The following is a 24,378-nucleotide window of genomic DNA, read 5'->3' on the forward strand; positions in this document are numbered from 1 at the left end:
ACGTATATGGCCGACGATCTGACCTCCCAAGACCTGCTCGGTGTCCGCGATCCTGCGGCGACTTCGGCGATTCCGCAGGAGGAGCTGGACCAGATCACAGACGCGCTGATTGCTGCGTTCAAGACCGTGTTCGACCCGGAAATCCCTGTCGACATCTATGAGTTGGGCCTGATCTACAAGGTAGATATCGACGACGACCGCAAGGTGGACGTCGAAATGACACTGACGGCGCCGGGTTGCCCGGTGGCAGGTGAGATGCCTGGCTGGGTCGAGAATGCCGCCAAGAGCGTCGAGGGCGTGAAGGAAGTGGAGGTCCATCTGACCTTCGATCCACCGTGGGACGCCTCCCGCATGTCGGATGAAGCCCGCCTCGCCCTGAACATGCTCTGATTGAAGGAGAGGGCCTGCGGCCCTATCTGATAGCCATGGCCAGACGACCCCGCCCCAAACCAGTCCGCCTCAGCGATGCCGCCGCTGCGCGCATCAAGGAGATCATGGCCGAGCGCGGCCTGGGTTACCTTCGCGTCGGCGTGAAGAATGGCGGCTGCGCCGGCATGGAATACGTGATGGACTATGCCGAGGCGCCTGCGCCTCTGGATGAAGTGGTCGAGGACAATGGCGTGACCATTCTGATCGACGCCAAGGCCGTCCTCTTCCTGCTCGGCAGTGAGGTCGATTACGAGACCACGCTGCTCCACGAGAAGTTCGTGTTCCGCAACCCGAACCAGACAGACGCCTGCGGCTGCGGCGAGAGCGTCACGATCGTTCCGGCTGCGGCTGAATAGTTCAGCGTGCTGGCAGGGTGCAGGTTCGCGGTTTTTCTCCGATAGCCTTACCAGATGCGGAAATCCTGATTCTAGGTAGTATGCCCGGCGCCGCCTCGCTGGAGGCGGGCCAATACTACGCTCATCCGCGAAATGCCTTCTGGCCTATTATGGCGGATCTGTTCGGGGCAGGCGCAGAGCTGCCGTATGAAATGCGGCTGGCGCGCCTTAAGGAACGGCGCGTGGCAGTCTGGGACGTGCTTCAGCTATGCATTCGGGAAGGAAGCCTGGATGCAGATATCCGCGCCGAGGTGCCCAATGATTTTGCCACTTTCTTTGCCGCGCATCCCCATGTGCGCCGGATTGGCCTGAATGGTGGTAAGGCGGCCGTCAGTTTCCGCAAATATGCCGCTGTTCATATGCCAGCAGGCGCGGAGGCCGTAATCTTGCCGTCTACAAGCCCCGCCCATGCCGCACGCAGCCTCGAAAACAAGCTGCACCTCTGGCGTACTGCCTTGCTGGGATGAGGGTTGGATTGCCCTATGCCAGTGACAGACGGGAGCGTCTGCCGGTGCCCCTGAGGCGATGGCGGTTGCGGAGGCCCCGGCAGCTGCGGCTTATAGTTTCGCGCGTACAGAAGACCTGCCAGGAGAGCCGAAGGACTTTCTCATGGCGGAGACCGGTGGGTAGGTGATCGAGGTTCAGTCATTCGGCTATTCGATGGGTGACGTTCCCTTACAGCAGGACCTCAACGGCGATGGTTGGCGGGACGAGATTTCCTGTGGTTTTTCGGGAGCGGTGGGGCCGGCTGAGTGATTGTGAAGCCGATCTTGAGGACGGCAATGTGCCGGTCACGATCGATGCCAATTGCAAACGGCTCGGTGTGGTTGATCAGGTCACGAACGAGATGAAGGATCTCCTATGCAATGTTGATCTGCGGCTGACCTACAATTCCGAAACCGGCCAGTACGAATGACATCAGCGCGGCGGGATTATCCGGCGAGCTTCATCAGGATGATCCCGCCCGCGATTAGGGTTGCAGCCAGCAGGCGCAGCAGTGTAGCCGGCTCGCCCAACCAGATGACGCCAAACAGGAATGCGCCGACCGCGCCGATACCGGTCCACACCATGTAAGCGGTGCCCAGCGGGAGGCCACGCATGGCAAAGGCGAGTAGCGCAAAGCTCGCAGGCATCGCGGCGACCATTACAAGCGTGGGAAAAAGCCGCGTAAAGCCGGCGGACTGTTTCATGGCCGTCGCCCAAACGATTTCGAGCAGGCCTGCGATGATGAGAAAGGTCCAGTGCATGGGATAGCTCCGCTAGGCGGGCCGTCCCGAAATGTTCCCGGTGTGGGGGAGGCCGTCCTCCTGCGTGCGCCCTCTAGATAGGACAGTCGCCTTCAAACTCAAGCCTTCTTGAAGGCGGCAAGGTCTTCCGGTGTAGGGGAGGCTTCGAAGCCATTGGGCGGGTCGGGAATGAGGGGCGCGCGCTTGACCGGCCCGCCCGTTGCTTCGGCCACGAGTTCTGCGGTGCGGGCTTCAACGGCTTCAGTGAGCCGGGTAATGAACTCGGCCTTTGGCAGGCCCGGCGGGATCGGCTCCAGGAACTCGATGATCGCCGTACCCGTGCGCCGGGGCTTTTCCTGCTGCTGCCAGAAGACGCCGATATTCGTGGCAACCGGCACGACAGGCGCGCCCATCGCTTCGGCCATATGCCAGACGCCAGCCTTGTAACGGAAGTGATAGCCGACCGGCGCCAGGTGACCTTCAGGATAGATAAGCACGCGGCGGCCGTCAGCGCGTGCCTGCTCCATGCCATTGGCCAGCGAGGAGGCTTTCTTTTCGCCGCCGCCACAGGTGTCGATGACGATTGCGCCGAGCTTTTTCAGGATGCCGCCGACCAGTGGGAAGCGCTCCAGATGGTCCCCGGTCACGAAAGCCAGATTGGGCACTTCCGGATAGATCAGAAATCCATCGCCCCAGCTCTGGTGTTTTGCGCCGATCACGAACGCGCCTTCCGGCAGGCGTTCGCGCCCCCGCACTTCTTTCCGGATGCCGGCCAGATAACGCAGCGCCAGATTAATGGCGCGGGTATAGCTCTTGATGATCGCGCGAACAGGCCCATGCCCCGGCCAGGCGAGAAATGGCAGCGAGGCCAGTACGTAGAATATCGAAAGGATCCAATAAGTGATCCGGAAGAGAGTTCCGCGCATGGGCATGATCCGTAAAGGGATTGGTCAGCTGGACTTGAGAACAGCAAGCACGCCGCGAGACAGCGCCGGGGCGTGCTTGAGCAGCGGACCGGGGAGGCGATTGTAGATCTTGTTCTGACCCGCCTGCATCACGACGCCGAGCGCCATGGCGGCCTTCAGGGCCGGGTCTCCGGCCGGAATGGCGCCAGCCTCTATAAGACCTGAAATGATCCGTTCCGTGATCGAAACCGGATCGTCTTCGCGGCGTTTGTCGTAGGGAAGATATTTGTTGAGCGAGACGAGATGGAAGGAAAAGAGCAGGAAATCCTCATCTGCCAGGGTGCAGTATGCGGCTACGGCAGCGTGCACCTTTTCGTCCAGATTTCCCGGTCCTCCCAGCGCTTCAGCCAGCATCACCGAAAGACGTTTATGTGTTTCCATAAACAGGGCGAGGGCAAGTTCATCCTTGCCCTTGTAATGGCGATAGAGCGCGCCTTCAGAAACTTGCGCGTTCTCGGCAATCTCGCGCGTTGTGGCGGCGTCCACGCCAACATTGACGAACAATTCCAGCGCAGCGCGCTCGATTTTCGGGCGGGCATCGCGCACGCGGGGGCGGCGGCCAGCGTCATCGTTGCGGCTCACGGTCGGCTTGTCGGCCGGGTTTGGAGTGGCCCGCTTAGCCGGCGCACGCTTTGGCGTTTTCCGTCCATGGGTGGGGGCGCTGGGCTTGCTTGCCATATGAGTGCAATCCTTTGAAACTGCATAAGGGGATACCATAGCCTTATACTGACAGCAAGTGATTAATCGCTCACTAATGGGGCGGGTGTGGTTGAGCGGCGTGTAAAATAAAAAGGGGCCCGCTAGGGCCCCTTAAATCGCCAGTTTCGTGCAGCGCTCAGACGAGCTCAATGCGGTAGGATTCGATCACCGTATTAGCGAGCAGCTTCTCGCACATTTCCTTCACCCGCGCCTCGGCGGAGGCTTTATCGGTGCTGCCGGTGAGGTCGAGTTCGATCACCTTGCCAACGCGGGCGCTGCCCACCTCGCCATAGCCCATGCGGGCCAGGGTGTCGGCCACAGCTTTACCCTGAGGGTCCAGCACGCCGGATTTGAGAGATACGTGAACGACCGCTTTCATTATTTGCTGCCCCCGGTGAAGTGGATGACGTTATCCGTCTCCTCGCCTGATTCCTTGATGATGCCGAGACGGCGTGCGACTTCTGCATAGGCTTCCGTCACGCCGCCCATATCCCGGCGGAATCGGTCCTTGTCCAGCTTTTCGCCGGTCTTGGAGTCCCAGAGACGACAGCTGTCGGGACTGATCTCATCTGCCAGCAGGATGCGCGGCATGTCGTGGTCGTTTTCGAACCAGCGGCCGAACTCCAGTTTGAAGTCGACGAGGCGAATGCCGACCGCGGCAAACAGGCCGGACATGAAATCGTTCACGCGCAATGCCAGGGCGATGATGTCGTCGTATTCCTGCGCCGTCGCCCAACCGAAGGCGGCGATGTGTTCTTCCGAAACCATCGGGTCGTGCAGGGCGTCGTTCTTGAAGTAGAACTCTACCAGCGGGCGCGGCAGGGCCTGTCCTTCCGGGATGCCAAGGCGCTTGGAAAGCGAGCCGGCGGCGATATTGCGCACCACAACTTCAAGCGGGATGATGTCCACCTTGCGGACAAGCTGCTCGCGCATGTTGAGGCGGCGGATAAAGTGGTTCGGGACGCCCACCGCCGTCAGGTGAGTCATGATGAACTCGCTAATGCGGTTGTTCAGCACGCCTTTACCATCGAGCACCGCCTTCTTGGTGGCATCGAAGGCGGTTGTGTCGTCCTTGAAATACTGGATCAGCGTACCCGGTTCGGGGCCCTCATAGAGGATTTTCGCTTTTCCTTCGTAGATGACGCGGCGCTTGTTCATCTCAACCGGACCTTCCTGCAAGTTCCTGGGGGAATGCGTCGCCAACGGGAATCATATGGCCCGCTCCCCTCAAGCGCGGACTGTTACGCCAAAGCTGCGTCAGAAACAATTATTGCGAACACCTGCCGATCGACCCTATATCAGCGCCGAAACAGACCGCCAGAAGCGAAAGGGCACCCTTCATGAGCACATTCGACGATCGCGAACGCGCAGAGGAAGCTCGCTACGCTCTTGATCAGGAAACCCAGTTCAAGATCAACGCACGCCGCAACAAGCTGCTGGGCCTTTGGGCCGCAGACCTGCTGGGCCTGAAAGACGCCGAAGCAGAGGCTTACGCCAAATCGGTTGTGATTGCCGATCTGGAAGAGGCTGGCGACGATGACGTCGTCCGCAAGGTCCGCGGTGACCTTGAAAAGGCTGGAATTACCCGCACTGACGTTCAGATCCGCGAAGAGATGGCTGGCCTGCTGCCGGTTGCTCGTGAGCAGATCATCAGCGACATCAAGGGCTGAGCGTAACAGGCGGCACGTAAGTGTCGCCACAGCTCGGGCCGGTTTCGCCCATCGGCACAAAAGAGACGCAGCTATAGTGCGCGCCGGTCCCGGACTTGTAGGTCTTGGGGCCGGTCCACGAGTCGATCCAGTCTTCCCCGGCCCAGGCGTTCATGTAGATGCGGCCTGGCGCGACCGGAAGCCGCGCGTCCTGCGCAGGTGTCTTGTAATAGGGCACACCCTCAACGAACCAGGTGATGCCTTCCGGCGTCCATTCAAAGGCGTAGAGGCGGTCGGCTTCCGCCGCATCGAACGGCAGGTCGAACACTTCGTCCGCGCCGGTTTTGCCCTTCCGGAAATAGTTGAAGTGAACCTTGGTGGTGTCCTTGCCGAGGAATTCGATGTCGATCTCGTCATGCGGGTCGCCGAAATAGGCGCCTGTATAGGTGAAGAAGGACGACACCGTGCCGGAGCCGCGCGCCGGGCGCATGATCACTTCATAGCGGCCATAGCTATAATTGCCGGGCGATTGCATTTCGGCGGCGGTGCAGGGCTGGCTGCCCTTTTTAACACGGTGAATGGCGAGCAGGGCGCCGCTGGAGGTTGGTTCGACATTTTCCGAACGCCAATTACAGCCGTAATGACTGTTGGAGACCTCGTAATTTGCGGGCCGGAACACCGGGTCGCTCCAGGGTGTTTCAAGCCGCGTCAGCATGGCCTTTTGATTGCCGGGAACTGGCGTAACTGCAGCAGATTCCGGCAGGACCGGGACATAGGCTTCGGGCGCTTTCCAAGGATAGAATTGCGGCTTGAGCTTTGACGAACGGGCACGCGGAGCCGGCTTTGCGGGGGCGGGTAGTTCGACGCTGGCGTGCAGTTTGGGGGCAGCGGGCGCCGCCGGCAGGCGTGGCGTCAGGGCATAGAGCCCGGCCGCGGCAACGGCCGCTACGCAGGCCACCACCAGCGCATCCATATTGCTGGACGCCTTGATCCAGATATCTGACTCAGCTTTGCCGATGCGGGTCATGGGCTGCCTCCGAAGCTTAATACTTCGTCAACAGCAATTTATGCGCCAACTATTTGTTAACTGAAACCCGTGGGAGTCAGGCTGCGTCGTCACCGTCCGGCGCAGGCGTGGTCAGAGCGGCGCGATTGCGCATCATGAACAGAGGCACAGAACCGATTGGGGTGACGGCCCAGTCCAGTGGCTGGTCGTGCGGCTGGGAGGGCACCTTGTCGATCTGCTGGGCGGCATAGGCGATGGCGCAGGCAAAGGCGCGGCCCTCGGCGCGCAGGGCTTCCAGCGCCTTGTCGTAATAGCCCCGGCCATAGCCGAGGCGGTTACCCATCGTGTCGAATGCCAGAAGCGGCGTCAGGACGAGGGTGGGCGTGGCGACGGGGGCATCTGCCGGCGGCTCGGATAAGCCGAAGGGGCGGCGCTCCAGCGGCTCGCCGGGCGACCAGAGGCGCCAGCTGATGCCGGTTTCCTCCATGCGCGGCAGGCACAGCTCTGCGCCGGCGCGGGCGAGGCGGACCATCAGGTGCGATGGGTCCAGCTCCTCATTCACCGCGACATAGCCGGACACGACCGGGCCATAACGTTCCAGCAGCTTCATCGGGAAGATGTCGGCCAGGCGTTCGGCGGCATCGGGATCGCGCGCGGCGGCTTCAGCGCGGATGGTGCGCATCCGGTGGCGGAGTTCGGTCTTGTCGGCTTCGATACTCATAACGGCCCTCCTAAACCCCAGCAGGCGCGGCAGGAAGGGGCAATAACGCACAAGAACCACAGCGCCGCTGGGCACATTTCACTCCCGTCGACCTAGAGACTAGGTGGGCGCCGGATGAGCCAGGACCACGGTCCCAACCAGAATGCCAGCCCCCTGACGGTAAGTAAGGTCGCCGGAGATCAGTCCCTCGCGCGCGCCGCAGCCCTTGTGCAGATCAAATCTAGTGGTTCCGCCGGCCTTTGGAAAGCGGGGGGCAGATGTCAGTTCTGTGAGATTTTGACATCGAAGGAATAGAGCAGGGTTCGCTGCTGGTCCGAATAGTTGTTGTCCGACACGATCCAGACCCGAACTTCATTGTTTCCAAGGGCCTGGGCGGCGATGCCCTCGAAATTGTCCACCAGCAGCGGACGGGTGAGGGTGAGGTGTTCATCCTCCCCTGTGCCCCATTGCAGGCGGATGCGGTTACCCTGAACGGGGTCCCAGGCGCGGAAGAGTTCGAAGGTGCGCTCCGTGCCATCTGGCAGGGCGACGATCTCTCGGCCAACGAGCCCATGCAGCGCGGGCGCAGGCGCCATCTGGCCGGCCCATTCGGACGTGCCATCGGCCAGCACACGGCCAAGGGGCGAGACTGAGAGCATGCCTTCATAGCCGAAGCCAAGGGCGCCATCGGGGGTAAGGAACAGCGCTTCAGGGCCCTGATTTTCATCGATTTTCCGGCCATTGTGACGATCCGGTAAGGCGGAAACCTGCGCGGCGCGGGCGGCAGAGCCACAGGCGTCCAGCGCAAAGGCTTCGATGCGGAAGCTACGCTCAAAACTGACCAGCGCCACGCCACCGGCCCAGACCAGGCCTTCGGCGTCGCCTTCCGTCTTGCCGGTCAGCTGCTTGCCGTTAGCGCCTTGCATATAAGCGATTTTTCCGCCGCTGGGGGCGCCGTCTGCAAGGTCGATCCAGAAGAAGATGCCAGTATCGGACACCGACAGGAGGCCGCCATCTGGCAGCAGGGCGAGGCCGGAAAGGCCGCCGAAATTGGAGTTCGAGGAAGAAAGCTCCCAGGCGCCGGACAGGCGGGCATTGGCGGGAATGCGGCGGGCGATCTGGGCCTCTTCGCCAAGGGAAACGGCGGTTGCCGAAATGTCGAGCGGCAGGGGTTCCTGCCGGCGCGTACCGGCAGGACAGGAGCGGTCAGTCAGCGCCTTTTGATGGTCAGACAGGCGCCAGACCGTGTCATTCTGTGTACTTTTGGGGACGCTTTGTGTCGTTCCGGCGCTTTTTGAAGCGTTTCCGGTGCCCGCGCCGACATCCTGCGGCGACGCGCAGGTGGCGATGAGGATGGCCGAGAGGGACGCCGAAAGGGCCGCAAGGGAACGCATGAACAGACTCCAGAGAATCACATCAGGCGCTATCGGGCCCGAATGGGGACGACCCCATGACAAAGGTCTGACCATTTCGTGAAAAGGTGTGCGGCCCCCTCTGGATTTCGAAAGCGAACCCTTACAGGTTCGCCTTCATGACTCAGATTCCGCTCGCCCGCCGATCGCCTATCCCTCCGGAAAACTGCAATCTCGCTCGTGCCATCGAGCTGATTGGGGACCGGTGGACGCTGCTGATTTTGCGGGCGGCGCTTTATGGCGTGCGCCGGTTCGACGATTTCCAGTCCGAGCTGAAATGTCCGCGCACCGTGCTGTCGGGCCGGCTGAAGACGCTGGTGGATTCCGGACTGCTGACCAAGCGCACTTATAAAGTGCCCGGCAAGCGGGCGCGGCCTGAATATGTGCTCTCCGCGCAGGGCATTTCGCTGCGCCCGATCCTGATCGGGCTGACGCAGTGGGGCGATGTGTGGCTGAGCCAGGGCGAGCCGGCTCCGATCAGCTTTACCAAGGCCGGATCGAAGAGCGCCATTCGCGCCGCATTCGTGGATGCGGACGGGCGCGAGGTGCGTCCAGACCAGATCCGGGCGGTGCTGCGCGGATAACTCACAATTTGTGCAGACGGGCACTGAATTGGCTCTTGCAAAGGCGCCGCTTCCCGCATATTCCGTCCGCTCCGCCGACGAGGCGGGACACATTGTCGGATGCGGGCGTAGCTCAGTGGTAGAGCACAACCTTGCCAAGGTTGGGGTCGAGAGTTCGAATCTCTTCGCCCGCTCCAGACAAGAAATCTCCAAATCGAGAATTGGGTGATGAATTGCCGTGCCGCGCACACCGCGCCGCCCGCAGTTTTGCCTATCTTCACTCTCCGGGCACGAAGCGGATGGCGACGTCGTTGCCGTCCTGGCGGATGAATTCGGCCGGGAAGTTGATGCCGAGCTTGGCGGAGACGAAGTGGAACTTGCCGGGGATCATCGGCTTGTTGCGAAAGCGGATGCGGGCACCGGTTTCGGAGATGTCCACACACACGCCTTCTTCGCGGCCGCGCGGCTCCCAGACCAGGACGCATGTCGCCCAGGTGGACTTGCGATCCGCGCGTGGACCGCGGCGGATGGAGTTGATCTTGTCTGAGGGCGCAGTTGCGCGGAGGGCGGCGGAAAGCCGCTCCTGCGATACGGAAGTGGGTTTCTTGCCAAACACCACGGGCGCTTTCGAGCCTCCTTCGAGAATCTGAGTCCCTTTAGAAAATGTCTCATTTTCGGGCAATTTGATACCCCGACATTGAAGCGAAAACTGCTCAACGCTGCAAACCCGAATTTGTTGCAGTCCTGCGCGCGACAGAGTGCAGCCGGGATTGGAAAAAAGGGCTCGCCAGATTGCATTTGCGCCACTAACTCAAAAGATATATCTTTTGTAGTTGAGGTGTTCGTGGCGACTTTGTTTGACAAGCTCTGGGAGATGCACCGGATCGGTGATGCGGGCGACGGGGAAGACCTGATCGCCATCGACCGGCTGTTGCTGCACGAGCGGACGGGCGGCGTTGCGCTGAAATCCCTGGCGGAGAATGGCTATGGCGTGCGCGATGCGGGCCGCGTGTTCGCCATCATGGACCATATCGTTTCCTTCCGCAGCGGGCGCAGCCGGGACGAAGCCCGCAGCCCCGGCGGCGAAGCCTTTATCGTGGAGACGCGCGCGATGGCCGCGCAGGCGGGCATCCACCTGATCGACACCGACAACCCGGCGCAGGGGATCGTGCATGTGGTCGCCCCCGAACTGGGCATTGCGCTGCCCGGCCTGACGATCGCCTGTCCGGACAGCCATACCTGCAGCCTTGGCGCGCTGGGCGCGCTGGCCTGGGGCATTGGCTCCAGCGACGCGGAACATGCGATGGCGACCGGCGCGCTGCGCCTGATGAAGCCGAAACAGATGCGCGTGACGGTGACCGGAAAACTGGCGCCGGGCGTGACGGCGAAAGACCTGGCGCTATATCTGATCGCGCAATATGGCGCCGCCGGGGGCAAGCGCTGCGCCATTGAATTTACCGGCGAGGCGATTTCCGCGCTGGAGATCGAAGGGCGGCTGACGCTGTGCAACCTGGCCGTGGAGTTTGCCGCGTTCACCGCGCTGATCGCGCCGGACGAGAAGACGCTGGCCTATGTGAGCGGACGCACGTTTGGTCCGCAGGCGGAGCAGGAGGCGGCTGCCCGCGCGCATTGGGCGAGCCTGCGCAGCGACGCCGATGCGACATTTGACGAAGAGATATTTCTGGACGCAGCCGACGTGCAGCCGCAGGTGAGCTGGGGCACGAGCCCGGAGCATACCGCGAGCCTTGGCGCCAGCGTGCCCGACGGCGCAGACCCGCGCGCGCTGGCCTATATGGGGCTGAAGGCGGGCGACGGCGTGCGCGGCCTGCCGATTGGCGGGGCCTTTATCGGTTCGTGCACGAATGGCCGGTTGAGCGACCTGAAGGCAGCCGCTGACATTCTCAAAGGCCGCCGCGTGGCGCCGGGCATCCGCGCCGTGTGCGTGCCCGGATCGCAGGCGGTGCGCCGTGAGGCAGCCGCGCTCGGCATCGACAAGATCTTCATCGAGGCAGGCTTTGAATGGGGCGAGCCGGGATGTGCGATGTGTTTCTATGCAGGCGGGGAAACCTTCCCGGCGGGAACGCGGGTGATGTCGTCCACCAACCGCAATTTTGAAGGCCGGCAAGGCCCCGGCGTGCGCACGCATCTGGCGAGCCCGGCAGTGGTTGCCGCGTCTGCCATCGCCGGGCACATATGTGCGCCTGCGGATATTCTGGTTGAGGGAGGGGGCGCCTGATGCCCATGGCGTTTCAGTCTCATCGCGGCCTTGCTGCGGCCCTGCTGGTGGACAATGTGGACACTGACCAGATCATCCCCTCGCGGGAGATGAAAACCGTGAGCCGGGACGGGTTGGGCGAGGGGCTATTTGCAGGCTGGCGCTATACCGAGCCGGGCGGGCGGGAACCGGCGCCGGATTTCGTGCTGAACCGGGCCGGGCAGGCGGGCACGTCCGTGCTGATTTCCGGCACCAATTTCGGCTGCGGATCTTCGCGCGAACATGCCGTCTGGGCCCTGATGGATTATGGTATTCGCGCCGTGATCGCCAAATCCTTCGGCGAGATTTTCCATGGCAACTGCCTGCGCAATGGCGTTCTGCCGATTGCGTTGCCGGCCGATGAAGTGGACATGCTGGCGCGAGAGGCGGGCGGGGCGGTGTTCAGCATCGACCTGGCGAGCCAGAGCCTGACGACCGAGGCTGTGCCCGGCTGGACCGGAACATTCGAGATTGCGCCTTATCCCAAGCGCCTGTTGCTGGAAGGGCTGGACCCGATCGGCCTGACGCTGAAAGAGGCGCCGCAGATTGAGGACTTCCTTGATGCAGACCGCAAGGCGCGCCCCTGGGTTTACGCCGCAGGCTGACGGAAAGTTTCCGGAGAACGACGGATGATGGAGGCGCGCCGATGGCCTTGGCGCGCCGGATCTCAGGCTGTCGTCTGCACGAGGCCGCGGCGGACGAGATCTGCAATCGCCTCACCCGAATGGCCAAGCTCGCCCAGGATTTCTTCCGAATGCGCACCGATTTTCGGTGGATCGATGCTGAGGCCAGGGCGCTCATTGTCCAATGTGATCGGCAGCGCGGGCAGCGAGACGCGCGGGCCTTCGGGCAGCTGCATATCCAGCAGGCCGCCGCCCGCGAGCAGGTGGGGATCGGTGAGCAGGTCTTCCGGCTTCTGGATGGGCGCGAAGGGCAGGCCGACCTGCTCCAGCTTTTCCATCAGCGCGTCTTTGGTGTAGCCGGCGAACAGCTCGCGCAGGCGCGGCAGGATGGTCTCGCGCTTGGCGACGCGATCATTGTTGCCGGCAAGGGAGGCGTCATTCGCCCAGTCATCCAGGCCGAACGCCTTGCAGAAGGACGCCCACTGACCATCGGAGACAACGCCGACGAAGACTTTTTCATCGCCCTGGACATCGAACACATCATAGACGGCCCAGGCCGACACGCGCGCGGGCATCGGCGCGGCGGGAGAGCCGGTGACGGCGTATTGGGCGATATGCTGGCCGACGAGGAAGACGGTGGTTTCAAACAGCGAGGCCGTGACATGGCGGCCCTTGCCGGTGGTGTGACGCTCGGCAATTGCGGCGAGCACGCCGATGGCGCCGAACATGCCGCCAGTAACGTCGATCACCGAGGCGCCAGCGCGCAGCGGGCGGCCGGGCGGGCCGGTCATATAGGCAAGGCCGCCCATCATCTGGGCGACTTCATCGAGCGCAGTTCGCTGAGAATACGGACCGTCGAGGAAGCCTTTTTCCGAACAGTAGATGAGGCGCGGATTGCGGGCGGAGAGATCGCCATAGCCAAAGCCGAGGGCATCGAGCGCGCCGGGGCGGAAATTCTCGATGAAGACATCGGCCTTCTCGGCAAGGGCGAGGGCGATGGCTTTGCCTTCCTTGGATTTCAGGTCGATGGCGAGGCTTTTCTTGTTCCGGTTATACATCGGGAAATAGCCAGCGCCCGAGCCGCGCAGATTGCGCGTCTTGTCGCCGCCGATGGGCTCGACCTTGATCACTTCGGCGCCAAGATCGGCCAGCACGAGGCCGGCTGCCGGGCCCATGACCATATGGGTGAATTCAAGCACGCGTAGCCCAGACAGCGGTCCGCCCGTCTTACTCATGCCTGTTACTCCCTGAACTGCCTGACCCTGATGATTGCTATTAGTTGCCCAAATGATATATCTTTTCAAGTTGAGTGTGCATGAATTGATATAACTATTTAGGTGGAATTCGATGAGCAGCGTTTTGATCAGCGAAGTTGGCCCCCGTGACGGGCTCCAGAACTGCAAGGCGATCATGCCGACGGCAGAGAAGAAGCGCTGGATTGCGGCGCTGGCCGAGGCGGGCGTGACCGAAATCGAGATTGGCTCGTTTGTTTCTCCCAAGCTGTTGCCGCAGATGGCCGATACCGGGGAGATCCTCGACTTTGCCGTGACGATTCCCGGCCTGACGGTGGCGGTGCTGGTGCCCAACCTGAAAGGCGCAGAGCGCGCGATTGCCGGCGGGGCGCACAAGATTACGCTGCCGATGTCGGTTTCCGAGACGCACTCGCTGCGCAACATCCGCCGCACGCATGACCAGGTGATCGAGGAAGCGACCGCGATTACCGAGCTGATCGGCCAGACGCCGGAAGGCAAGCGCCCGCATTTTGAAGGATCACTCTCCACCGCCTTTGGCTGTACGCTGGAAGGGCCGGTTCCGGACGCTGTGATCCTGCGCTGCGCCGAGCGGCTGATGGCGGCGGGCTGTGATGAGGTCGGCCTGTCGGACACGACGGGATATGGCGACCCGGCCTCTGTGAAGCGCCTGATCCGCGCGGTGCGCGCGGTGGTGGGCGCCGAGAACCTGACGGGCGTTCACCTGCACAATACGCGCGGGCTGGGCCTGGCCAATGCACTGGCCGCGTATGAGGAAGGCATCACGACGTTCGATGGTTCGCTCGGCGGGCTGGGCGGGTGCCCGACGGCGCCGGGCGCGAGCGGCAATGTGGTGACCGAGGACATGGTGTTCATGTTCGAGGCGATGGGCATCTCAACCGGCATCGACCTGCGCAAGCTGATGGCAACGCGCGAGATCGTGACGACGGCGTTGCCTGAGGAAGAGCTTTACGGCTTCACGCCGCGCGCGGGCCTGCCGCTCGGCTACAAGGGCGAGCCGGTGAGGGCGGCGGCGGCGCACTGAGCGGTCGTCCGCTTTGCTGCCAAGAATTTTTGCACGGCAGCATAATCTGGTGCTTGGCGGCGCGCCGGACTTGTGAGATGCAAAAGATATAACAATAAAAGATATACCAAATAAGGGGAACCGATGCTCTACATCCGCCAGACCGCACTCGTCGCTGCGGCGATCCTCGTGTCCGCTTGTGCCTCGCTCAGCGAAGCGCAGGGCGCCAAGCTCAATGCCGCAAACCCGGCCGATGCGCTGACCCTTGCCCGCAAGGTGCAATGCTCGACGGTTGATAATGAGCCCGCAATTTTCTGGTGGGAGGGCGAGACCTTCTCCCGCCGCCAGGGCGAGAAAGACATCCATCTGTTTGATGTCGAAGGCTACAACATCCGCGCCTGCGCCGCGATCACCAATGAGGCGGGCGTGAAGGGCTACCAGCTGGTCTCTCGCGAAATCCTTCTCTACAAGGATAAAGACACCGGCGAAGTGTTGAAAACGTGGAATAATCCGTGGACAGGCGAAACGCTGGAAGTTCTGCACGTTGCCAACGATCCGGTGAACTTCAAGTCCTATGAAGTGGGCCGCGATGGGAAGCCTGCAAGCTGGGGCGGTGTCGTCAGCGGCCCGGCATGGTGGATGCGCTCGACCTTCCCGCTCTGGTATCCCAACCCGCTGGCAGGCGAATACCAGAAAGAAATTGGCGGGACGTATCACGCGACGGAGCTGTTCAACTTCTTCGGCGACTCGTCCGAGCTGCTTGATCCGAAGGTAACTTCTGCCAAGGCGACTGTCGCCTGGACGCGCATTGCCGACTGGCTGCCCTGGATGATGATGAACGGACGGGAGGGCGTGATGTATATCCACACTTCCGGCCGCAAGATCGCCAGCTATGACGAAGTTTCCGAAACGATGAAGGCGGAAATCGCTGCGCACTATCCCGAATATGCCAGCCCGCCACCGGCCGGCGACGCGCGTCCGAATATGACAAGCTGGATCTACTATCAGGGAATCCGCAACGGCGATATTCAGAATCCAGAACGGTAACGTACTGAATAAAAAGGAATAAATCCTCAAAAAGAAAGGCCGGAGCGATGCTCCGGCCTTGTCTGTCGCGGGGGGGGGAAGGTTCAGAAGGTCTTGCCGTCGTAGGACTTCCAGTCGTGCGAGATGAAGGTCTCGTCGATCAGTGTACGTTGGAACAGGCGGTCTTTCTTGAACCACTGCCAGGTGCGCGAGCGGGATTTTCCGTCGTCGGACAGCTGGATCATTTCGTAGAGGTAGAGGTCTGGCTCGCCCGTTCGGGTCCAGTTGAGCATCGTCGTGCGCTTGAAGTCGTCGAGCGGCACGTCCGCAGCCCAGCCAATGATCAGCTCATTGTCCCAGGCGATGCGGCCATTGACGATGTTCGCCGGAAAATCGCGGATTTCGGTGCGGCCGTCGGACCATTTGTAAAAGTTCGTCTGGTGGTAAGCAGGCCCGGTTTCGGGAAAACGGCAGAGCAGGCGCGAAGCGTGCTCGTCCGTCTTGTTTCCGGCTGCATCATAGTAACGGTAGACCCCTTCCCACACGCCTTCATGCCGGGCGAGGAGGGGCATGAGCGTTTTCAGCTCTGCAGATGTGATGGTGTTCGTCATGGATGCCTCATTTCTGGACCGACTGTGCCTCGAATGTCACGCGGATGTCAAAATAATCTCGTCTGCCCACGGAAAAGGACTTGCCAAGATTAAAAACGCGACAGACTGTAAATGGTATATCATTTAGTGTTCCTGTCGAGGAACAGAGTGACGCAGCGGGGAGATCCGACGATGAAGAAGACACTATTACTGGCAGGCGCAGCTGCACTGGCGATGACCGTTCAGGCATCCCCCGGCTTTGCGCAGGAAGCGAGCGAAGAGACCGAGCTTAAGCAGGACGTGATCGTCGTCAGCGCGCGCAAGAAGGACGAGGGGCTGCTGGAAGCGCCCGTCGCCGTCAGCGCGTTCAGCGAAACTGCGATTGAAGACCTTCAACTGCAATCGGTCGATGATATCGCGCGCTTCACGCCGGGCCTGTCCTTCTCCAAGGCATTTGGCCGCTCAACGGAGCGCCCGGTCATCCGGGGCCAGTCGAACGTGCTCGCGGGCGTGCAGTTCGGTGTCGAGTCCGGCACGGCTTACTTCATCGACGGCGTCTATTATTCCGGATCGATCCAGAACCTCGACCCGAATGACCTGCAGCGCGTTGAGGTGATCAAGGGGCCGCAATCGGCACTTTACGGCCGCAACACCTATGCCGGCGCGATCAACTTCATCACCAAAGGCGGGGCCGAAGAGTTCGAGGCGACCGCCAAGGCGCGCTTTGGCAATAACGACACTTCCGAATATGCTGCGTCGATCGCCGGCCCGCTGCTGCCGGGCCTGACCGGGCGCCTGAGCTTCCGCGACTATGAATATGGCGGTGAATTCCGCAATGCGGTGACGGGCGAACTGGTTGGCCAGGAGAAGACGACAAGCCTGGCCGGTGTGCTCGACTGGTCGCCGGCATCTTCCTTCGATTCGCGCCTGCGGGTGAGCTATTCGGAAGACCGTGACGGCGTGCTGCCGCTGTTCCTTCAGTCTGCGGAAGAGAACAATTGTATGCCGGGCTATCGCTCGCTGGCCTATTGGGCGATGTCGGGCAGCACCAACAACAACCAGTATTATTGCGGCGTAATCAAGCCGGGCCAGGTTGCCGTGAACTCCGGTGTCGATGCCGATGGTGTTCCAAACCTCATTCCGGGCGTCCCGCTGAACTCGACCTTCCCGTTCATGGCTGGCGCATACGGCCTTGGCGACGGAACGGCGTTTGACGGCATCCTGCGCGACCTGTGGGTGGCGTCTTCGGTCTCGACCTATCGCTTCGGCGATTCGGGCTGGGAGTTGAGCCTGCTCGGCGGTTACTCCAAAGAGCACAACAAGCAGGGGTACGATTCCGACCACTCGTCGGTGAACTTCTTCCTTGCCGGTCCGACGAATGAGCCCTTCTTCGCGAACACCACCCGCAAGGATGTTGAGGACTACAGCCTGGAGCTTCAGCTCGCGACGCCGCAGGACGAGCGCCTGCGGGGCATGGTGGGCGTGTATCTCTACGACCAGATTCTGCTTGAGGGTGATATTACGTTTGCCGATCCTGCTGGCCGTGCAGTTGACACCGGCAAGCGGACTGTCCGCAACGAAGCGATCTTCGGTCTCGTTGAGTTTGACTTCACCGACCGCCTGACAGCGACCCTGGAAGGGCGGTATGCGGAGGAAACCAAGACCGACCGGACATCGACAGCGACGCCGGAAGTTTCCTACAGCAAGTTCACCCCGCGCCTGACGGTTGACTATAACCTGACCAATGGCGGCACCGTGTACGGCGTGTTCGCGCAGGGCGTGAAGCCCGGCGGCATCAATGGCGCCATCGGGGAAGCAGTCGGCATGCCGACCTATGACCAGGAAGAGTCCGATAACTTCGAACTTGGCATCAAGACGCCCCTGCCGAATGTTGGTCTCGGCGTCTGGAACCTGTCGCTGGCGGGCTATTTCACCGATGCGACGAATGTGCAGCTGACCTCGGCTGTGGCGGCAACGTCTGGCGCGATCAACTCGATCGCCACTAACCAGGGCGCTGGCGAGATCAAGGGTCTCGAACTCGACCTGCAGGGCGCGTTCAACGAGATTGTCAGCGGCGGCGTGACCTATGCCTGGACCGATGCGAAGTTCACCGAAGGCTGCGATGCCGATGAGTGGATCATGTCTTCGGGGGGCGGGAACTTCACCGATCCGGCAAACCAGACGGGCGTCGACTACACCGCGCTGTTCCCTGGCTCCGGTCCGGCAAGCTGCAATATTGCGGGCCGTACGTTCCCTCTGACATCGGAGCATCAGGCGAGCGCCTTTGTGCGCCTCGACTTCCGCGAAGCCGGCCCGTTTGGCTCTGACTTCTTCGTGTCGAGCGATCTGTCGTATGAAAGCTCGAAGTTCGTGCAGATCCACAATGCCGCAGAAACCGGAGATGCCCTGCTTTTGGGCGCGCGCTTCGGCTTCGAGACGGACAAGTGGACGCTTTCGGCCTACGGCCAGAACATCACGGATGAAGACTCCATCACGATGGCGACGCGCTGGCTGCAGGGGCCATATTTCTCTGCCGGGTTCAGCCCGAACATTGCACCGGCGACGGCCTCCCGCGGAGCACCGCGTGCCTATTTCGGCTCGCTGCGCCGTGGCCCGCAATTCGGCGCGGAACTGCGCGTCCGCTTCTGATTGGATACGGATGAAAAAAGAGCGGCGCCGGGTTGATCCCCGGCGCCGCTTTTCTTTTGCGTCTGATGGCGCGTTAGAGCTGAGCTGTTTCGAGGACGGCGTGGGCGGCCTGCTCGCCGGACTCCATCGCGCCCTCCATCCCTGTATGCAGGAAGGAGAGATGTTCACCGGCGAAATGCAGACGGCCAGAGGGCGCGCCCATCTTGCCGGCCCAGGCGCCGATCTGGCCGGGCGCCCAATGCATGTATGCGCCGCCCGCGCGGGGCTGAGTTTCATCCCACCGCACGACACGGACGCCGCGAACGGATGTTCCCCGCAGGCGCTGAAACTCAGCATTCGCCACGGCAAACCAGTCGGCATCGCTGCGGGCGGGATCGGCGCCGTTGCCATTGATCCAGCAGGTGAGGCTGGCGACATCGCCTGCCTCATCGAAATTGGCGAAGACCCGCTCGATGGGGCCATCGGTCCACATCTCGACCGGGAGGCCATCAGTTTCCCAATAGCGCGTCTCGGGAACGACGTGGACTTGATGGATGCGGGTGTAAGGCAGGCCCGCGATGGCGGCGCGGCGGACCTCTGCAGCCGGATCAGCTTCGGCAAACTGGACATCGAGACGGCGCAGGGCCGGGAATGGCAGCGTGCAGATGGCGAAAGGCGCGGTGTAGACCTGCCCGCCGGCGGTGACCTCGACATGGGTGCCGCGCTCGGCAATGGCGGTGACGGGCGTTTCAAGGCGGATGGCCTCGCCCGGCAGGCTGGCGGCCATCGCTTCCGTCAGGCGGGAGGAGCCGCCGGTGATGCGTTCCGACGGGCCGATGGATGCGTCTTCTGCATAGAGGGTCAGTGTGCGCCAGAGATTGGCGATGGAGTAGGTGTCCAGGCTGTTGCCGTTGAGCGAGCTATCCATGAGCGCAAGGGAGGCCGTATCGAAGCCGAGCCCGGCGAGGAACGCCTCGGCGGAAATGTCGTCTGCCGCAGCGATCTCGCGCCAGGCGTAATTGTCGGCAAACGGATTGGCGCGGCCGGCGGCGACCATAAGGGCAGCAGAGGGCGTGAGCGGGCGGAACGGGCCGGGCAGCGGGTTTTCCGGCGCGGCGGCCCAGTCGGAGACAGGCATCACACGGCCACCGGCGGCGATGGCGGCGTCGCGCGGGCGGGGAGGATAGGGAATGACGGGCACATCGAGATCCAGCGCTGTCTTGCGAATACGCGCATAGGTCTGGCCAACCTGCTGGCCGCCGCCCTCCGGAAGGCCCGGAACATCGTCCAGCGTGAGGATTCTTCCGCCTGCCCGCGTGTCAGCCTCCAGGATGAGAACCCTCATGCCGGCGGCCACAAGCATTCGCGCGGCGTGCAGCCCTGACAGGCCAGCGCCCAGAATAAGCACATCGGCGGCGTCCTTTCGGCCTTTGGCGGGCGCGGGTGCGCAAGCGGAGAGCATTGCTGCACCTGACAGCAGTGCAAAGCGGCGGCGTGACATAAACATGTTGCGTTTTCCCCTCGACGGATGGTTCAAATGATATACCAATTGCCGGAAGTATTCAGAAAGTCCACTGACAACGCAGCAGTGGTTCGAGGAGTTTGAAGCATGGCTGAAACAGGTGAGTTCAACCGCGGCTGGCCGGTGGTCAGTGCTGCTGCCATCGGTGTCGGCCTGGGGCTTTCGCCGCTGCCGTTCTACACGATCGGCGTGATGATCCCGCCGATCCTGGCCGAATTCGGCCCAATGGGCTGGGCGCCGGGAGACATTCTGAACGCGCTGGCCATTTATACATTTGGCGTGTTCATCGCGGCGCCGCTGGTTGGCATTCTGGCGCAGCGTTTCGGCGCGCGGATCGTGGCGCTGATCTCTACGGTGACCTTCAGCCTGTCGATGATGGCGCTGGCCTTCAATACCGGATCGAAGCCGCTCTACATTTTCCTCTGGCTGCTGCTGGCTTTTGCCGGGGCGGGAACGCTGCCCATCACATTTACCCGGCCTGTTGCGGCGTGGTTCGACAAGAACCGGGGGATCGTGCTGGGCCTCGCGTTGATCGCGACGGGCGTGAGCGGCGCGCTGGCGAAATTCTTTGCACAATACATCGTGTCGAACCCGGAATGGCATTTCTTCAACGGTTCGGGCTGGCGCAGCGCGTATATCCTGCTGGCGCTGCTGCCGTTGACGATTTCGTTGCCGCTGAGCCTGCTGAGCCTGCGCGACCTGGACGACAAGCCGGCGAGCGAGTCGCGCCTTGTTTCGATGAAGCTGCCGATCCTCGGGATTTCGCTGCTGGGCACGCTGGGCCTGATCGCGATCGTCTGGATGCAGGTGCTGCCGTTGATCAGTGCGCATGGAGCCCGGCTGGAATACATCATGGCGATCGTCTTCTCACTGATGATGCTGATGCCCGTTCTGGCGATGATCTTCCTCGACATCCGCAAGACGCCGCCGGCGCGCGCCGAGGGCGCCGCGCAGTTGCTGACGGGTATGGGGCTTTCCGAAGCGCTGAAGGATTGGCGGTTCTGGCTGCTGGGGATCTGCTTCATGCCGATCTCGTATGCGGTCGGCGCGGTGATCCCGAATATCGAGCGCATCCTTGTGCACCAGTCCTTCGACATCAACGAAGCAGTTGGGCTGGCCACGCTGACGGGGCTGGCGGTGCTGCTGGGCCGCGCGGTGGGCGGCTATCTGATCGACCGCCTGTGGGCGCCAGCCGTGGCATTTGCCTTCCTCGCCTCACCGGCCATTGCGCTCTGGCTGCTGGGGCAGCCGGGACTTTCGCCATCGATGGCGACCATCGCGATCCTGATGATCGGTTTTGGCGCGGGCGTGGAATATGACTTCATGGCCTATATCGTCTCGAAGTATTTCGGGATGAAATCCTACACGGCGATCTATGGCACGCTGTATGCGTTCTTCGCGGTGGGGGCGGGCCTTGGCCCGTCGATCATGACGGACATTGCCGATGGCCGAGGCATCCACTTCCTGGGCGCGGATACGGGCATTCTGCCGGGCTATAACTGGGAGTGGACGCTGACGAGCGCGGCGATCCTGCTGTTCGTTTCGACGCTGCCGATCCTGTTGCTGGGAAAGTACCGGTACGGACGAGAACACGAGGTGGAGGCGCCGCCGGCGATTGCACCGGCGGGCGCCGCGCCCTCAGAGGTATGATCTCAGGAGGGCTGCAACTTCGGTGGGCCAGACGTCCATGAAGTTGTAGCCCCATTGGGGGCATTCAACCACTTCGCCATTCTTCAGGAGCGGGATCGCGCGGCGGGTGCAGTCGGTGAGATCATCTGCCGGGTTGAGGATCGTGATCCGGTTCGGCAAGGTTTTCAGGGCTTCCTCGAAGGGCTCCGCGAAGGAGAAGGCGGCCGCGTGGCCCCACTCATATTCCTCGCCGCCCAGCAGGTTCATCATCATGGACTGAGCCAGCATTTCCAGCGTCGTGCCGGGGCCGCGGCGTTCGATGATGCGTTGCCACATGGTTGTGAAGCGGGTGCCGGCATCGTCCAGCGGGATCGGCGTGAAGTAGTCCGCGAAGAAGGCGCGCTCTTCATCGGTGAGCAGGGCAGCTGACACCATCGCGATGTTGCCGACATGGCCGGGGCGCATGACGGCCATCTCGGTGGCGACCTTCGAGCCGGTATGGTTGCCGAAGAGGGCGAGATTGTCATGGCCGAGCGCGTCGGCGACCTGCCAGCAGGCTTCGGCATAGGCGGGGACCGTGGCAAGGTGTTCTTCCGGCGGTTTGCAGGACTGGCCGTAGCCCGGATAATCGGGCGCGACGACGATGCGTTCATCGCCGATAGCGCCCATCAGGGCTTCGAATTCCATGCCGCATTTCGGGCTCTGGTGAAGGCAGTAGAGCGGGGGCAGCGCGGAGGGCGTTTCCGGAACCGCGATGCGGTAGTGAAGCTGTCCGTATTTTCCGTCTACATATGATTTCTTTACGCGGGCCATTATGCCTGTTCCTCTGAAACGGTGACGATGGGTTTGCCGACATTGCCGCCGCGCATGAGCTTTCCAAACAATGCGGGGGCGTTGTCGAGACCGGTGACGTGATCCTCGGCGAAGGCGAGCTTGCCCTGGCTGATCCAGGCGCTCGCCTCGGCAACATATTCATCCCAGCGGGGATAGAAGTCGTAGACGACGAGGCCGAGCATCTGGGCGCGCTTGCCGATGATGGCGCCCGCATTCAGCGCGTGAGCTTGCGGCGTGTCGGCCTGATAGGCATCGGCCAGGCCGCAGAGCACGCCGCGCACATAAAGGCGCGAGACCGACAGGGCGATCATTGCCATGTCTGCCGAGACGTTTTCGAAGAAGACGCTGGCGCCTTCGGGCAGCGTTTCCTTCAGGGCGGCCTGCCAGCCTTCGGCCCTGTAGTCGATGCAGGCATCGAAGCCGTAGGTTTCGGTGACAAGGCGGCACTTCTCCGGGCCACCGGCGACGCCGACGACTTTCGAGGCGCCCTTGATGCGCGCGATCTGGCCCGCTGTGCCGCCGACGGAGCCGGCTGCAGCATCGACGAGGACGACATCGCCGTCGCCTGCCTTGGCGAGCTGGGTGATGCCGGCCCAGGCTGTGAGGCCGGGCATGCCGAGGACACCGATATGGGCACGCAGGGGGGCGGCTTTTGGATCAACCTTGCGGAAATGGCCGGCGGGCAGCGCGCAGTACTCCTGCCAGCCGCCTTCCATGGCGTGGACATAATCGCCTTCGGCGATGCCTGCTGCGCGGCTTTCAACGACCTGGCCAACTATGGCGCCGGGAATGGCGCCCTGCATTGGCGTGGGCGGCGTTTCGCCCATATGGCGGCCGCGCAGGCGGGAGCCGACATAGGGGTCCAGCGAGAGATAGATGACGCGCGCAACGACGCCGCCTTCCGGACATTCCGGAGACGGCGCATCTATGGCCGTGAAATCTTCAGCGGTGGGGGCGGCGGTGAGCGCCGCTTTCAGGGTGTAGCGCTTCATGCTTCGACAATCTCGATCAGCGTGCCGTCCAGATCTTTCTGGGTGGCGACGCGTCGGCCTTTGTAGATGGGGCCTTCGCGGCGAGTTGGCGGGGTGATCCAAGGGCCAGGCAGGGCGTCAAAATCTGGGTGGAACAGCGTGCCGATGGCGCAGCCGGGGACGAGCATGCCATCATGGCGGGGGCGGGCGACGGCGGCGTCCGGATACTGATCGAGCTCCAGGAACACGTCGCGGTCATGGATCAGCGTGGAGATCTTGTGGAGCTGCTCCATCGGCAGGCCGTAAGCCTTGGCGATCATCGTGTAGACGATTTCCATATTTTCACGGCCCGGCGCGAGGCCGCAATGCTTCACCATCCAGTCGAACGATGCGGTGAGGTCGCTGCAACCGATGACGAGGATGAAGAGCTTGTCGATGGGCGAGGCGGCGCGCGGCAGATCGAATGCCGGAAGGTCGCCATTGATCTGGGTGAGGTAGACGATTTCCTCGTCGGGGCCTTTGACCTGCATGGGGTGGATCGAGTCCAGACCTTCGATCTTGCGCGGCGGGCCGATGATCTCGAAAGGCGAGTTTTCCATGCGGGCATTGGCGGCCATCACGTCCTGCACGCAGATCTCGATGGCGTTCCAGCCATAGGAGCGCAGGGCCTTGTAGGCCTCAACGGCAGGCTGCTGGATGAAGCGGATGAACACTTCGGCGCCTGAGGATGGCTGCATCACCACATAGGGCTGGCCGGCAGAGGCAGGCGCATCCCAGCTGGCGGCGAGATCGGCCGGGACTTCGCCCTGTTCCACGACGGCATAGTCGAAATACTTCGAATAGTTGCCGACCGACCGCTCCAGATCGGAGACGGTCAGCGTGGCGGCTCTGAGCAATTTCATGTCGTGGACCTTTTCTTTTGCCGTTGCCTCTGGAGGCTTTCGGTTAAAAGATATATCATTTGGTTTCGTGGGGCCAAGCTG

The 24,378-nt window shown here is 62.3% G+C and carries 27 protein-coding genes, 1 tRNA gene and 1 other RNA gene; 13 read left to right on the forward strand and 16 right to left on the reverse strand.

The window, feature by feature from the left end; translation table 11 throughout:
• Window positions 1–6: 6 nt before the first annotated feature.
• The 4 genes from K1X12_RS08310 to K1X12_RS08325 all read left to right on the forward strand — a co-directional run bounded on the left by K1X12_RS08310 (window position 7) and on the right by K1X12_RS08325 (window position 1,740).
• The gene (locus tag K1X12_RS08310) at window positions 7–390 is read left to right on the forward strand and encodes an SUF system Fe-S cluster assembly protein (protein ID WP_220987140.1); all 384 of its coding nucleotides are present in this window, start codon (window positions 7–9) and stop codon (window positions 388–390) included.
• Window positions 391–425: 35 nt separating this feature from the next.
• Window positions 426–785, forward strand: a complete 360-nt coding sequence (locus tag K1X12_RS08315) for a HesB/IscA family protein (protein ID WP_220987141.1) — start codon at window positions 426–428, stop codon at window positions 783–785.
• Between the two features lie 17 nt (window positions 786–802).
• A complete protein-coding gene (locus K1X12_RS08320; protein ID WP_220987142.1) occupies window positions 803–1,291 on the forward strand; it encodes a DNA-deoxyinosine glycosylase in 489 nt (162 codons plus the stop codon).
• A gap of 254 nt (window positions 1,292–1,545) precedes the next feature.
• On the forward strand, window positions 1,546–1,740 hold the full coding sequence (locus K1X12_RS08325; RefSeq protein ID WP_220987143.1) for a hypothetical protein: 195 nt from the start codon (window positions 1,546–1,548) through the stop codon (window positions 1,738–1,740).
• A gap of 16 nt (window positions 1,741–1,756) precedes the next feature.
• On the opposite strand, the gene K1X12_RS08330 is transcribed toward K1X12_RS08325, so the two are convergent.
• The 5 genes from K1X12_RS08330 to purC all read right to left on the reverse strand — a co-directional run bounded on the left by K1X12_RS08330 (window position 1,757) and on the right by purC (window position 4,872).
• Complete coding sequence (locus tag K1X12_RS08330) at window positions 1,757–2,071, reverse strand: DMT family transporter (RefSeq protein ID WP_220987144.1); 315 nt, start codon at window positions 2,069–2,071, stop codon at window positions 1,757–1,759.
• 98 nt (window positions 2,072–2,169) lie between these two features.
• On the reverse strand, window positions 2,170–2,976 hold the full coding sequence (locus K1X12_RS08335; RefSeq protein ID WP_220987145.1) for a lysophospholipid acyltransferase family protein: 807 nt from the start codon (window positions 2,974–2,976) through the stop codon (window positions 2,170–2,172).
• A gap of 24 nt (window positions 2,977–3,000) precedes the next feature.
• On the reverse strand, window positions 3,001–3,693 hold the full coding sequence (locus tag K1X12_RS08340) for a TetR/AcrR family transcriptional regulator (protein ID WP_220987146.1): 693 nt from the start codon (window positions 3,691–3,693) through the stop codon (window positions 3,001–3,003).
• Between the two features lie 157 nt (window positions 3,694–3,850).
• Entirely contained in the window at window positions 3,851–4,093 is a 243-nt protein-coding gene (gene purS / locus K1X12_RS08345) for a phosphoribosylformylglycinamidine synthase subunit PurS (protein ID WP_220987147.1), read from the reverse strand.
• Window positions 4,093–4,872, reverse strand: a complete 780-nt coding sequence (purC, locus tag K1X12_RS08350; protein ID WP_220987148.1) for a phosphoribosylaminoimidazolesuccinocarboxamide synthase — start codon at window positions 4,870–4,872, stop codon at window positions 4,093–4,095. The genes purS and purC overlap by 1 nt, the downstream gene beginning before the upstream one ends.
• A 182-nt stretch (window positions 4,873–5,054) precedes the next feature.
• On the opposite strand from purC, the gene K1X12_RS08355 reads away from it, so the two are divergent.
• Window positions 5,055–5,384, forward strand: a complete 330-nt coding sequence (locus K1X12_RS08355; RefSeq protein WP_220987149.1) for a DUF1476 domain-containing protein — start codon at window positions 5,055–5,057, stop codon at window positions 5,382–5,384.
• On the opposite strand, the gene K1X12_RS08360 is transcribed toward K1X12_RS08355, so the two are convergent.
• The 4 genes from K1X12_RS08360 to K1X12_RS08370 all read right to left on the reverse strand — a co-directional run bounded on the left by K1X12_RS08360 (window position 5,374) and on the right by K1X12_RS08370 (window position 8,463).
• Window positions 5,374–6,390, reverse strand: coding sequence for a family 16 glycosylhydrolase (locus K1X12_RS08360; protein WP_220987150.1), 1,017 nt, complete (start codon window positions 6,388–6,390; stop codon window positions 5,374–5,376). The genes K1X12_RS08355 and K1X12_RS08360 overlap by 11 nt on opposite strands.
• Window positions 6,391–6,466: 76 nt before the next feature.
• On the reverse strand, window positions 6,467–7,090 hold the full coding sequence (locus K1X12_RS08365) for a 5-formyltetrahydrofolate cyclo-ligase (RefSeq protein ID WP_220987151.1): 624 nt from the start codon (window positions 7,088–7,090) through the stop codon (window positions 6,467–6,469).
• Between the two features lie 49 nt (window positions 7,091–7,139).
• A non-coding RNA gene (gene ssrS, locus K1X12_RS17285) (6S RNA) lies at window positions 7,140–7,298 on the reverse strand.
• Window positions 7,299–7,350: 52 nt separating this feature from the next.
• Window positions 7,351–8,463 carry an esterase-like activity of phytase family protein gene (locus K1X12_RS08370; RefSeq protein ID WP_220987152.1) on the reverse strand — a complete coding sequence of 371 codons (1,113 nt, stop codon included), beginning with the start codon at window positions 8,461–8,463 and terminating at the stop codon, window positions 7,351–7,353.
• Between the two features lie 137 nt (window positions 8,464–8,600).
• On the opposite strand from K1X12_RS08370, the gene K1X12_RS08375 reads away from it, so the two are divergent.
• Together K1X12_RS08375 and K1X12_RS08380 are read left to right on the forward strand one after the other, a co-directional pair.
• Entirely contained in the window at window positions 8,601–9,065 is a 465-nt protein-coding gene (locus K1X12_RS08375; protein WP_220987153.1) for a winged helix-turn-helix transcriptional regulator, read from the forward strand.
• Between the two features lie 101 nt (window positions 9,066–9,166).
• Window positions 9,167–9,241: transfer RNA gene (locus K1X12_RS08380), tRNA-Gly, on the forward strand.
• A gap of 80 nt (window positions 9,242–9,321) precedes the next feature.
• Here the strand turns inward: K1X12_RS08380 and K1X12_RS08385 are convergent.
• The gene (locus K1X12_RS08385; protein ID WP_220987154.1) at window positions 9,322–9,660 is read right to left on the reverse strand and encodes a PilZ domain-containing protein; all 339 of its coding nucleotides are present in this window, start codon (window positions 9,658–9,660) and stop codon (window positions 9,322–9,324) included.
• 228 nt (window positions 9,661–9,888) lie between these two features.
• On the opposite strand from K1X12_RS08385, the gene K1X12_RS08390 reads away from it, so the two are divergent.
• Entirely contained in the window at window positions 9,889–11,280 is a 1,392-nt protein-coding gene (locus K1X12_RS08390; protein WP_220987155.1) for a 3-isopropylmalate dehydratase large subunit, read from the forward strand.
• A complete protein-coding gene (gene leuD / locus K1X12_RS08395) occupies window positions 11,280–11,903 on the forward strand; it encodes a 3-isopropylmalate dehydratase small subunit (protein ID WP_220987156.1) in 624 nt (207 codons plus the stop codon). The genes K1X12_RS08390 and leuD overlap by 1 nt, the downstream gene beginning before the upstream one ends.
• A gap of 62 nt (window positions 11,904–11,965) precedes the next feature.
• Here leuD and K1X12_RS08400 read toward each other — a convergent pair whose 3' ends face one another.
• Window positions 11,966–13,156: a CaiB/BaiF CoA transferase family protein gene (locus tag K1X12_RS08400; protein ID WP_220987157.1), complete on the reverse strand. Its 1,191-nt coding sequence runs from the start codon at window positions 13,154–13,156 to the stop codon at window positions 11,966–11,968.
• Window positions 13,157–13,268: 112 nt separating this feature from the next.
• On the opposite strand from K1X12_RS08400, the gene K1X12_RS08405 reads away from it, so the two are divergent.
• Complete coding sequence (locus K1X12_RS08405) at window positions 13,269–14,216, forward strand: hydroxymethylglutaryl-CoA lyase (protein WP_220987158.1); 948 nt, start codon at window positions 13,269–13,271, stop codon at window positions 14,214–14,216.
• A 123-nt stretch (window positions 14,217–14,339) separates the two neighbouring features.
• The gene (locus K1X12_RS08410) at window positions 14,340–15,242 is read left to right on the forward strand and encodes a DUF1838 family protein (RefSeq protein WP_220987159.1); all 903 of its coding nucleotides are present in this window, start codon (window positions 14,340–14,342) and stop codon (window positions 15,240–15,242) included.
• Window positions 15,243–15,325: 83 nt separating this feature from the next.
• On the opposite strand, the gene K1X12_RS08415 is transcribed toward K1X12_RS08410, so the two are convergent.
• Window positions 15,326–15,832 (reverse strand): DUF3598 domain-containing protein, encoded by a 507-nt coding sequence (locus K1X12_RS08415; protein WP_220987160.1) that lies wholly within the window; start codon window positions 15,830–15,832, stop codon window positions 15,326–15,328.
• A gap of 171 nt (window positions 15,833–16,003) precedes the next feature.
• Between K1X12_RS08415 and K1X12_RS08420 the strand changes: the two genes are divergently transcribed.
• Window positions 16,004–18,460 (forward strand): TonB-dependent receptor, encoded by a 2,457-nt coding sequence (locus K1X12_RS08420; protein ID WP_220987161.1) that lies wholly within the window; start codon window positions 16,004–16,006, stop codon window positions 18,458–18,460.
• 73 nt (window positions 18,461–18,533) lie between these two features.
• Here the strand turns inward: K1X12_RS08420 and K1X12_RS08425 are convergent, their stop codons facing one another.
• A complete protein-coding gene (locus K1X12_RS08425; protein WP_220987162.1) occupies window positions 18,534–19,946 on the reverse strand; it encodes a flavin monoamine oxidase family protein in 1,413 nt (470 codons plus the stop codon).
• A gap of 102 nt (window positions 19,947–20,048) precedes the next feature.
• Here K1X12_RS08425 and K1X12_RS08430 point away from each other — a divergent pair, with 102 nt between their 5' ends.
• Complete coding sequence (locus K1X12_RS08430) at window positions 20,049–21,611, forward strand: MFS transporter (protein WP_220987163.1); 1,563 nt, start codon at window positions 20,049–20,051, stop codon at window positions 21,609–21,611.
• Here K1X12_RS08430 and K1X12_RS08435 read toward each other — a convergent pair.
• The 3 genes from K1X12_RS08435 to K1X12_RS08445 are packed head-to-tail and all read right to left on the reverse strand — an operon-like array spanning window position 21,600 to window position 24,297.
• Entirely contained in the window at window positions 21,600–22,403 is an 804-nt protein-coding gene (locus K1X12_RS08435) for an alpha/beta fold hydrolase (RefSeq protein WP_220987164.1), read from the reverse strand. The two genes, K1X12_RS08430 and K1X12_RS08435, sit on opposite strands and share 12 nt — an antisense overlap.
• Window positions 22,403–23,416, reverse strand: coding sequence for an MDR family NADP-dependent oxidoreductase (locus tag K1X12_RS08440; RefSeq protein WP_220987165.1), 1,014 nt, complete (start codon window positions 23,414–23,416; stop codon window positions 22,403–22,405). Before K1X12_RS08440 ends, K1X12_RS08435 begins: the two co-directional genes overlap by 1 nt.
• A complete protein-coding gene (locus K1X12_RS08445) occupies window positions 23,413–24,297 on the reverse strand; it encodes a hypothetical protein (protein WP_220987166.1) in 885 nt (294 codons plus the stop codon). Before K1X12_RS08445 ends, K1X12_RS08440 begins: the two co-directional genes overlap by 4 nt.
• Window positions 24,298–24,378: the final 81 nt, after the last annotated feature.

It is taken from the genome of Hyphomonas sediminis (assembly GCF_019679475.1).
GTDB lineage: Bacteria > Pseudomonadota > Alphaproteobacteria > Caulobacterales > Hyphomonadaceae > Hyphomonas > Hyphomonas sediminis.

What these genes read in the sequence shown, in the direction of transcription:
- K1X12_RS08310 (WP_220987140.1), top strand. Translation starts at nt 7, where the DNA reads ATGGCCGACGATCTGACCTCCCAAGACCTGCTCGGTGTCCGCGATCCT.
- K1X12_RS08315 (WP_220987141.1), top strand. Translation starts at nt 426, where the DNA reads ATGGCCAGACGACCCCGCCCCAAACCAGTCCGCCTCAGCGATGCCGCC.
- K1X12_RS08330 (WP_220987144.1), bottom strand. Translation starts at nt 2,071, where the DNA reads ATGCACTGGACCTTTCTCATCATCGCAGGCCTGCTCGAAATCGTTTGG.
- K1X12_RS08335 (WP_220987145.1), bottom strand. Translation starts at nt 2,976, where the DNA reads ATGCGCGGAACTCTCTTCCGGATCACTTATTGGATCCTTTCGATATTC.
- K1X12_RS08340 (WP_220987146.1), bottom strand. Translation starts at nt 3,693, where the DNA reads ATGGCAAGCAAGCCCAGCGCCCCCACCCATGGACGGAAAACGCCAAAG.
- purS (WP_220987147.1), bottom strand. Translation starts at nt 4,093, where the DNA reads ATGAAAGCGGTCGTTCACGTATCTCTCAAATCCGGCGTGCTGGACCCT.
- purC (WP_220987148.1), bottom strand. Translation starts at nt 4,872, where the DNA reads ATGAACAAGCGCCGCGTCATCTACGAAGGAAAAGCGAAAATCCTCTAT.
- K1X12_RS08355 (WP_220987149.1), top strand. Translation starts at nt 5,055, where the DNA reads ATGAGCACATTCGACGATCGCGAACGCGCAGAGGAAGCTCGCTACGCT.
- K1X12_RS08360 (WP_220987150.1), bottom strand. Translation starts at nt 6,390, where the DNA reads ATGACCCGCATCGGCAAAGCTGAGTCAGATATCTGGATCAAGGCGTCC.
- K1X12_RS08365 (WP_220987151.1), bottom strand. Translation starts at nt 7,090, where the DNA reads ATGAGTATCGAAGCCGACAAGACCGAACTCCGCCACCGGATGCGCACC.
- K1X12_RS08370 (WP_220987152.1), bottom strand. Translation starts at nt 8,463, where the DNA reads ATGCGTTCCCTTGCGGCCCTTTCGGCGTCCCTCTCGGCCATCCTCATC.
- K1X12_RS08375 (WP_220987153.1), top strand. Translation starts at nt 8,601, where the DNA reads ATGACTCAGATTCCGCTCGCCCGCCGATCGCCTATCCCTCCGGAAAAC.
- leuD (WP_220987156.1), top strand. Translation starts at nt 11,280, where the DNA reads ATGCCCATGGCGTTTCAGTCTCATCGCGGCCTTGCTGCGGCCCTGCTG.
- K1X12_RS08400 (WP_220987157.1), bottom strand. Translation starts at nt 13,156, where the DNA reads ATGAGTAAGACGGGCGGACCGCTGTCTGGGCTACGCGTGCTTGAATTC.
- K1X12_RS08405 (WP_220987158.1), top strand. Translation starts at nt 13,269, where the DNA reads ATGAGCAGCGTTTTGATCAGCGAAGTTGGCCCCCGTGACGGGCTCCAG.
- K1X12_RS08410 (WP_220987159.1), top strand. Translation starts at nt 14,340, where the DNA reads ATGCTCTACATCCGCCAGACCGCACTCGTCGCTGCGGCGATCCTCGTG.
- K1X12_RS08415 (WP_220987160.1), bottom strand. Translation starts at nt 15,832, where the DNA reads ATGACGAACACCATCACATCTGCAGAGCTGAAAACGCTCATGCCCCTC.
- K1X12_RS08420 (WP_220987161.1), top strand. Translation starts at nt 16,004, where the DNA reads ATGAAGAAGACACTATTACTGGCAGGCGCAGCTGCACTGGCGATGACC.
- K1X12_RS08425 (WP_220987162.1), bottom strand. Translation starts at nt 19,946, where the DNA reads ATGTTTATGTCACGCCGCCGCTTTGCACTGCTGTCAGGTGCAGCAATG.
- K1X12_RS08430 (WP_220987163.1), top strand. Translation starts at nt 20,049, where the DNA reads ATGGCTGAAACAGGTGAGTTCAACCGCGGCTGGCCGGTGGTCAGTGCT.
- K1X12_RS08435 (WP_220987164.1), bottom strand. Translation starts at nt 22,403, where the DNA reads ATGGCCCGCGTAAAGAAATCATATGTAGACGGAAAATACGGACAGCTT.
- K1X12_RS08440 (WP_220987165.1), bottom strand. Translation starts at nt 23,416, where the DNA reads ATGAAGCGCTACACCCTGAAAGCGGCGCTCACCGCCGCCCCCACCGCT.
- K1X12_RS08445 (WP_220987166.1), bottom strand. Translation starts at nt 24,297, where the DNA reads ATGAAATTGCTCAGAGCCGCCACGCTGACCGTCTCCGATCTGGAGCGG.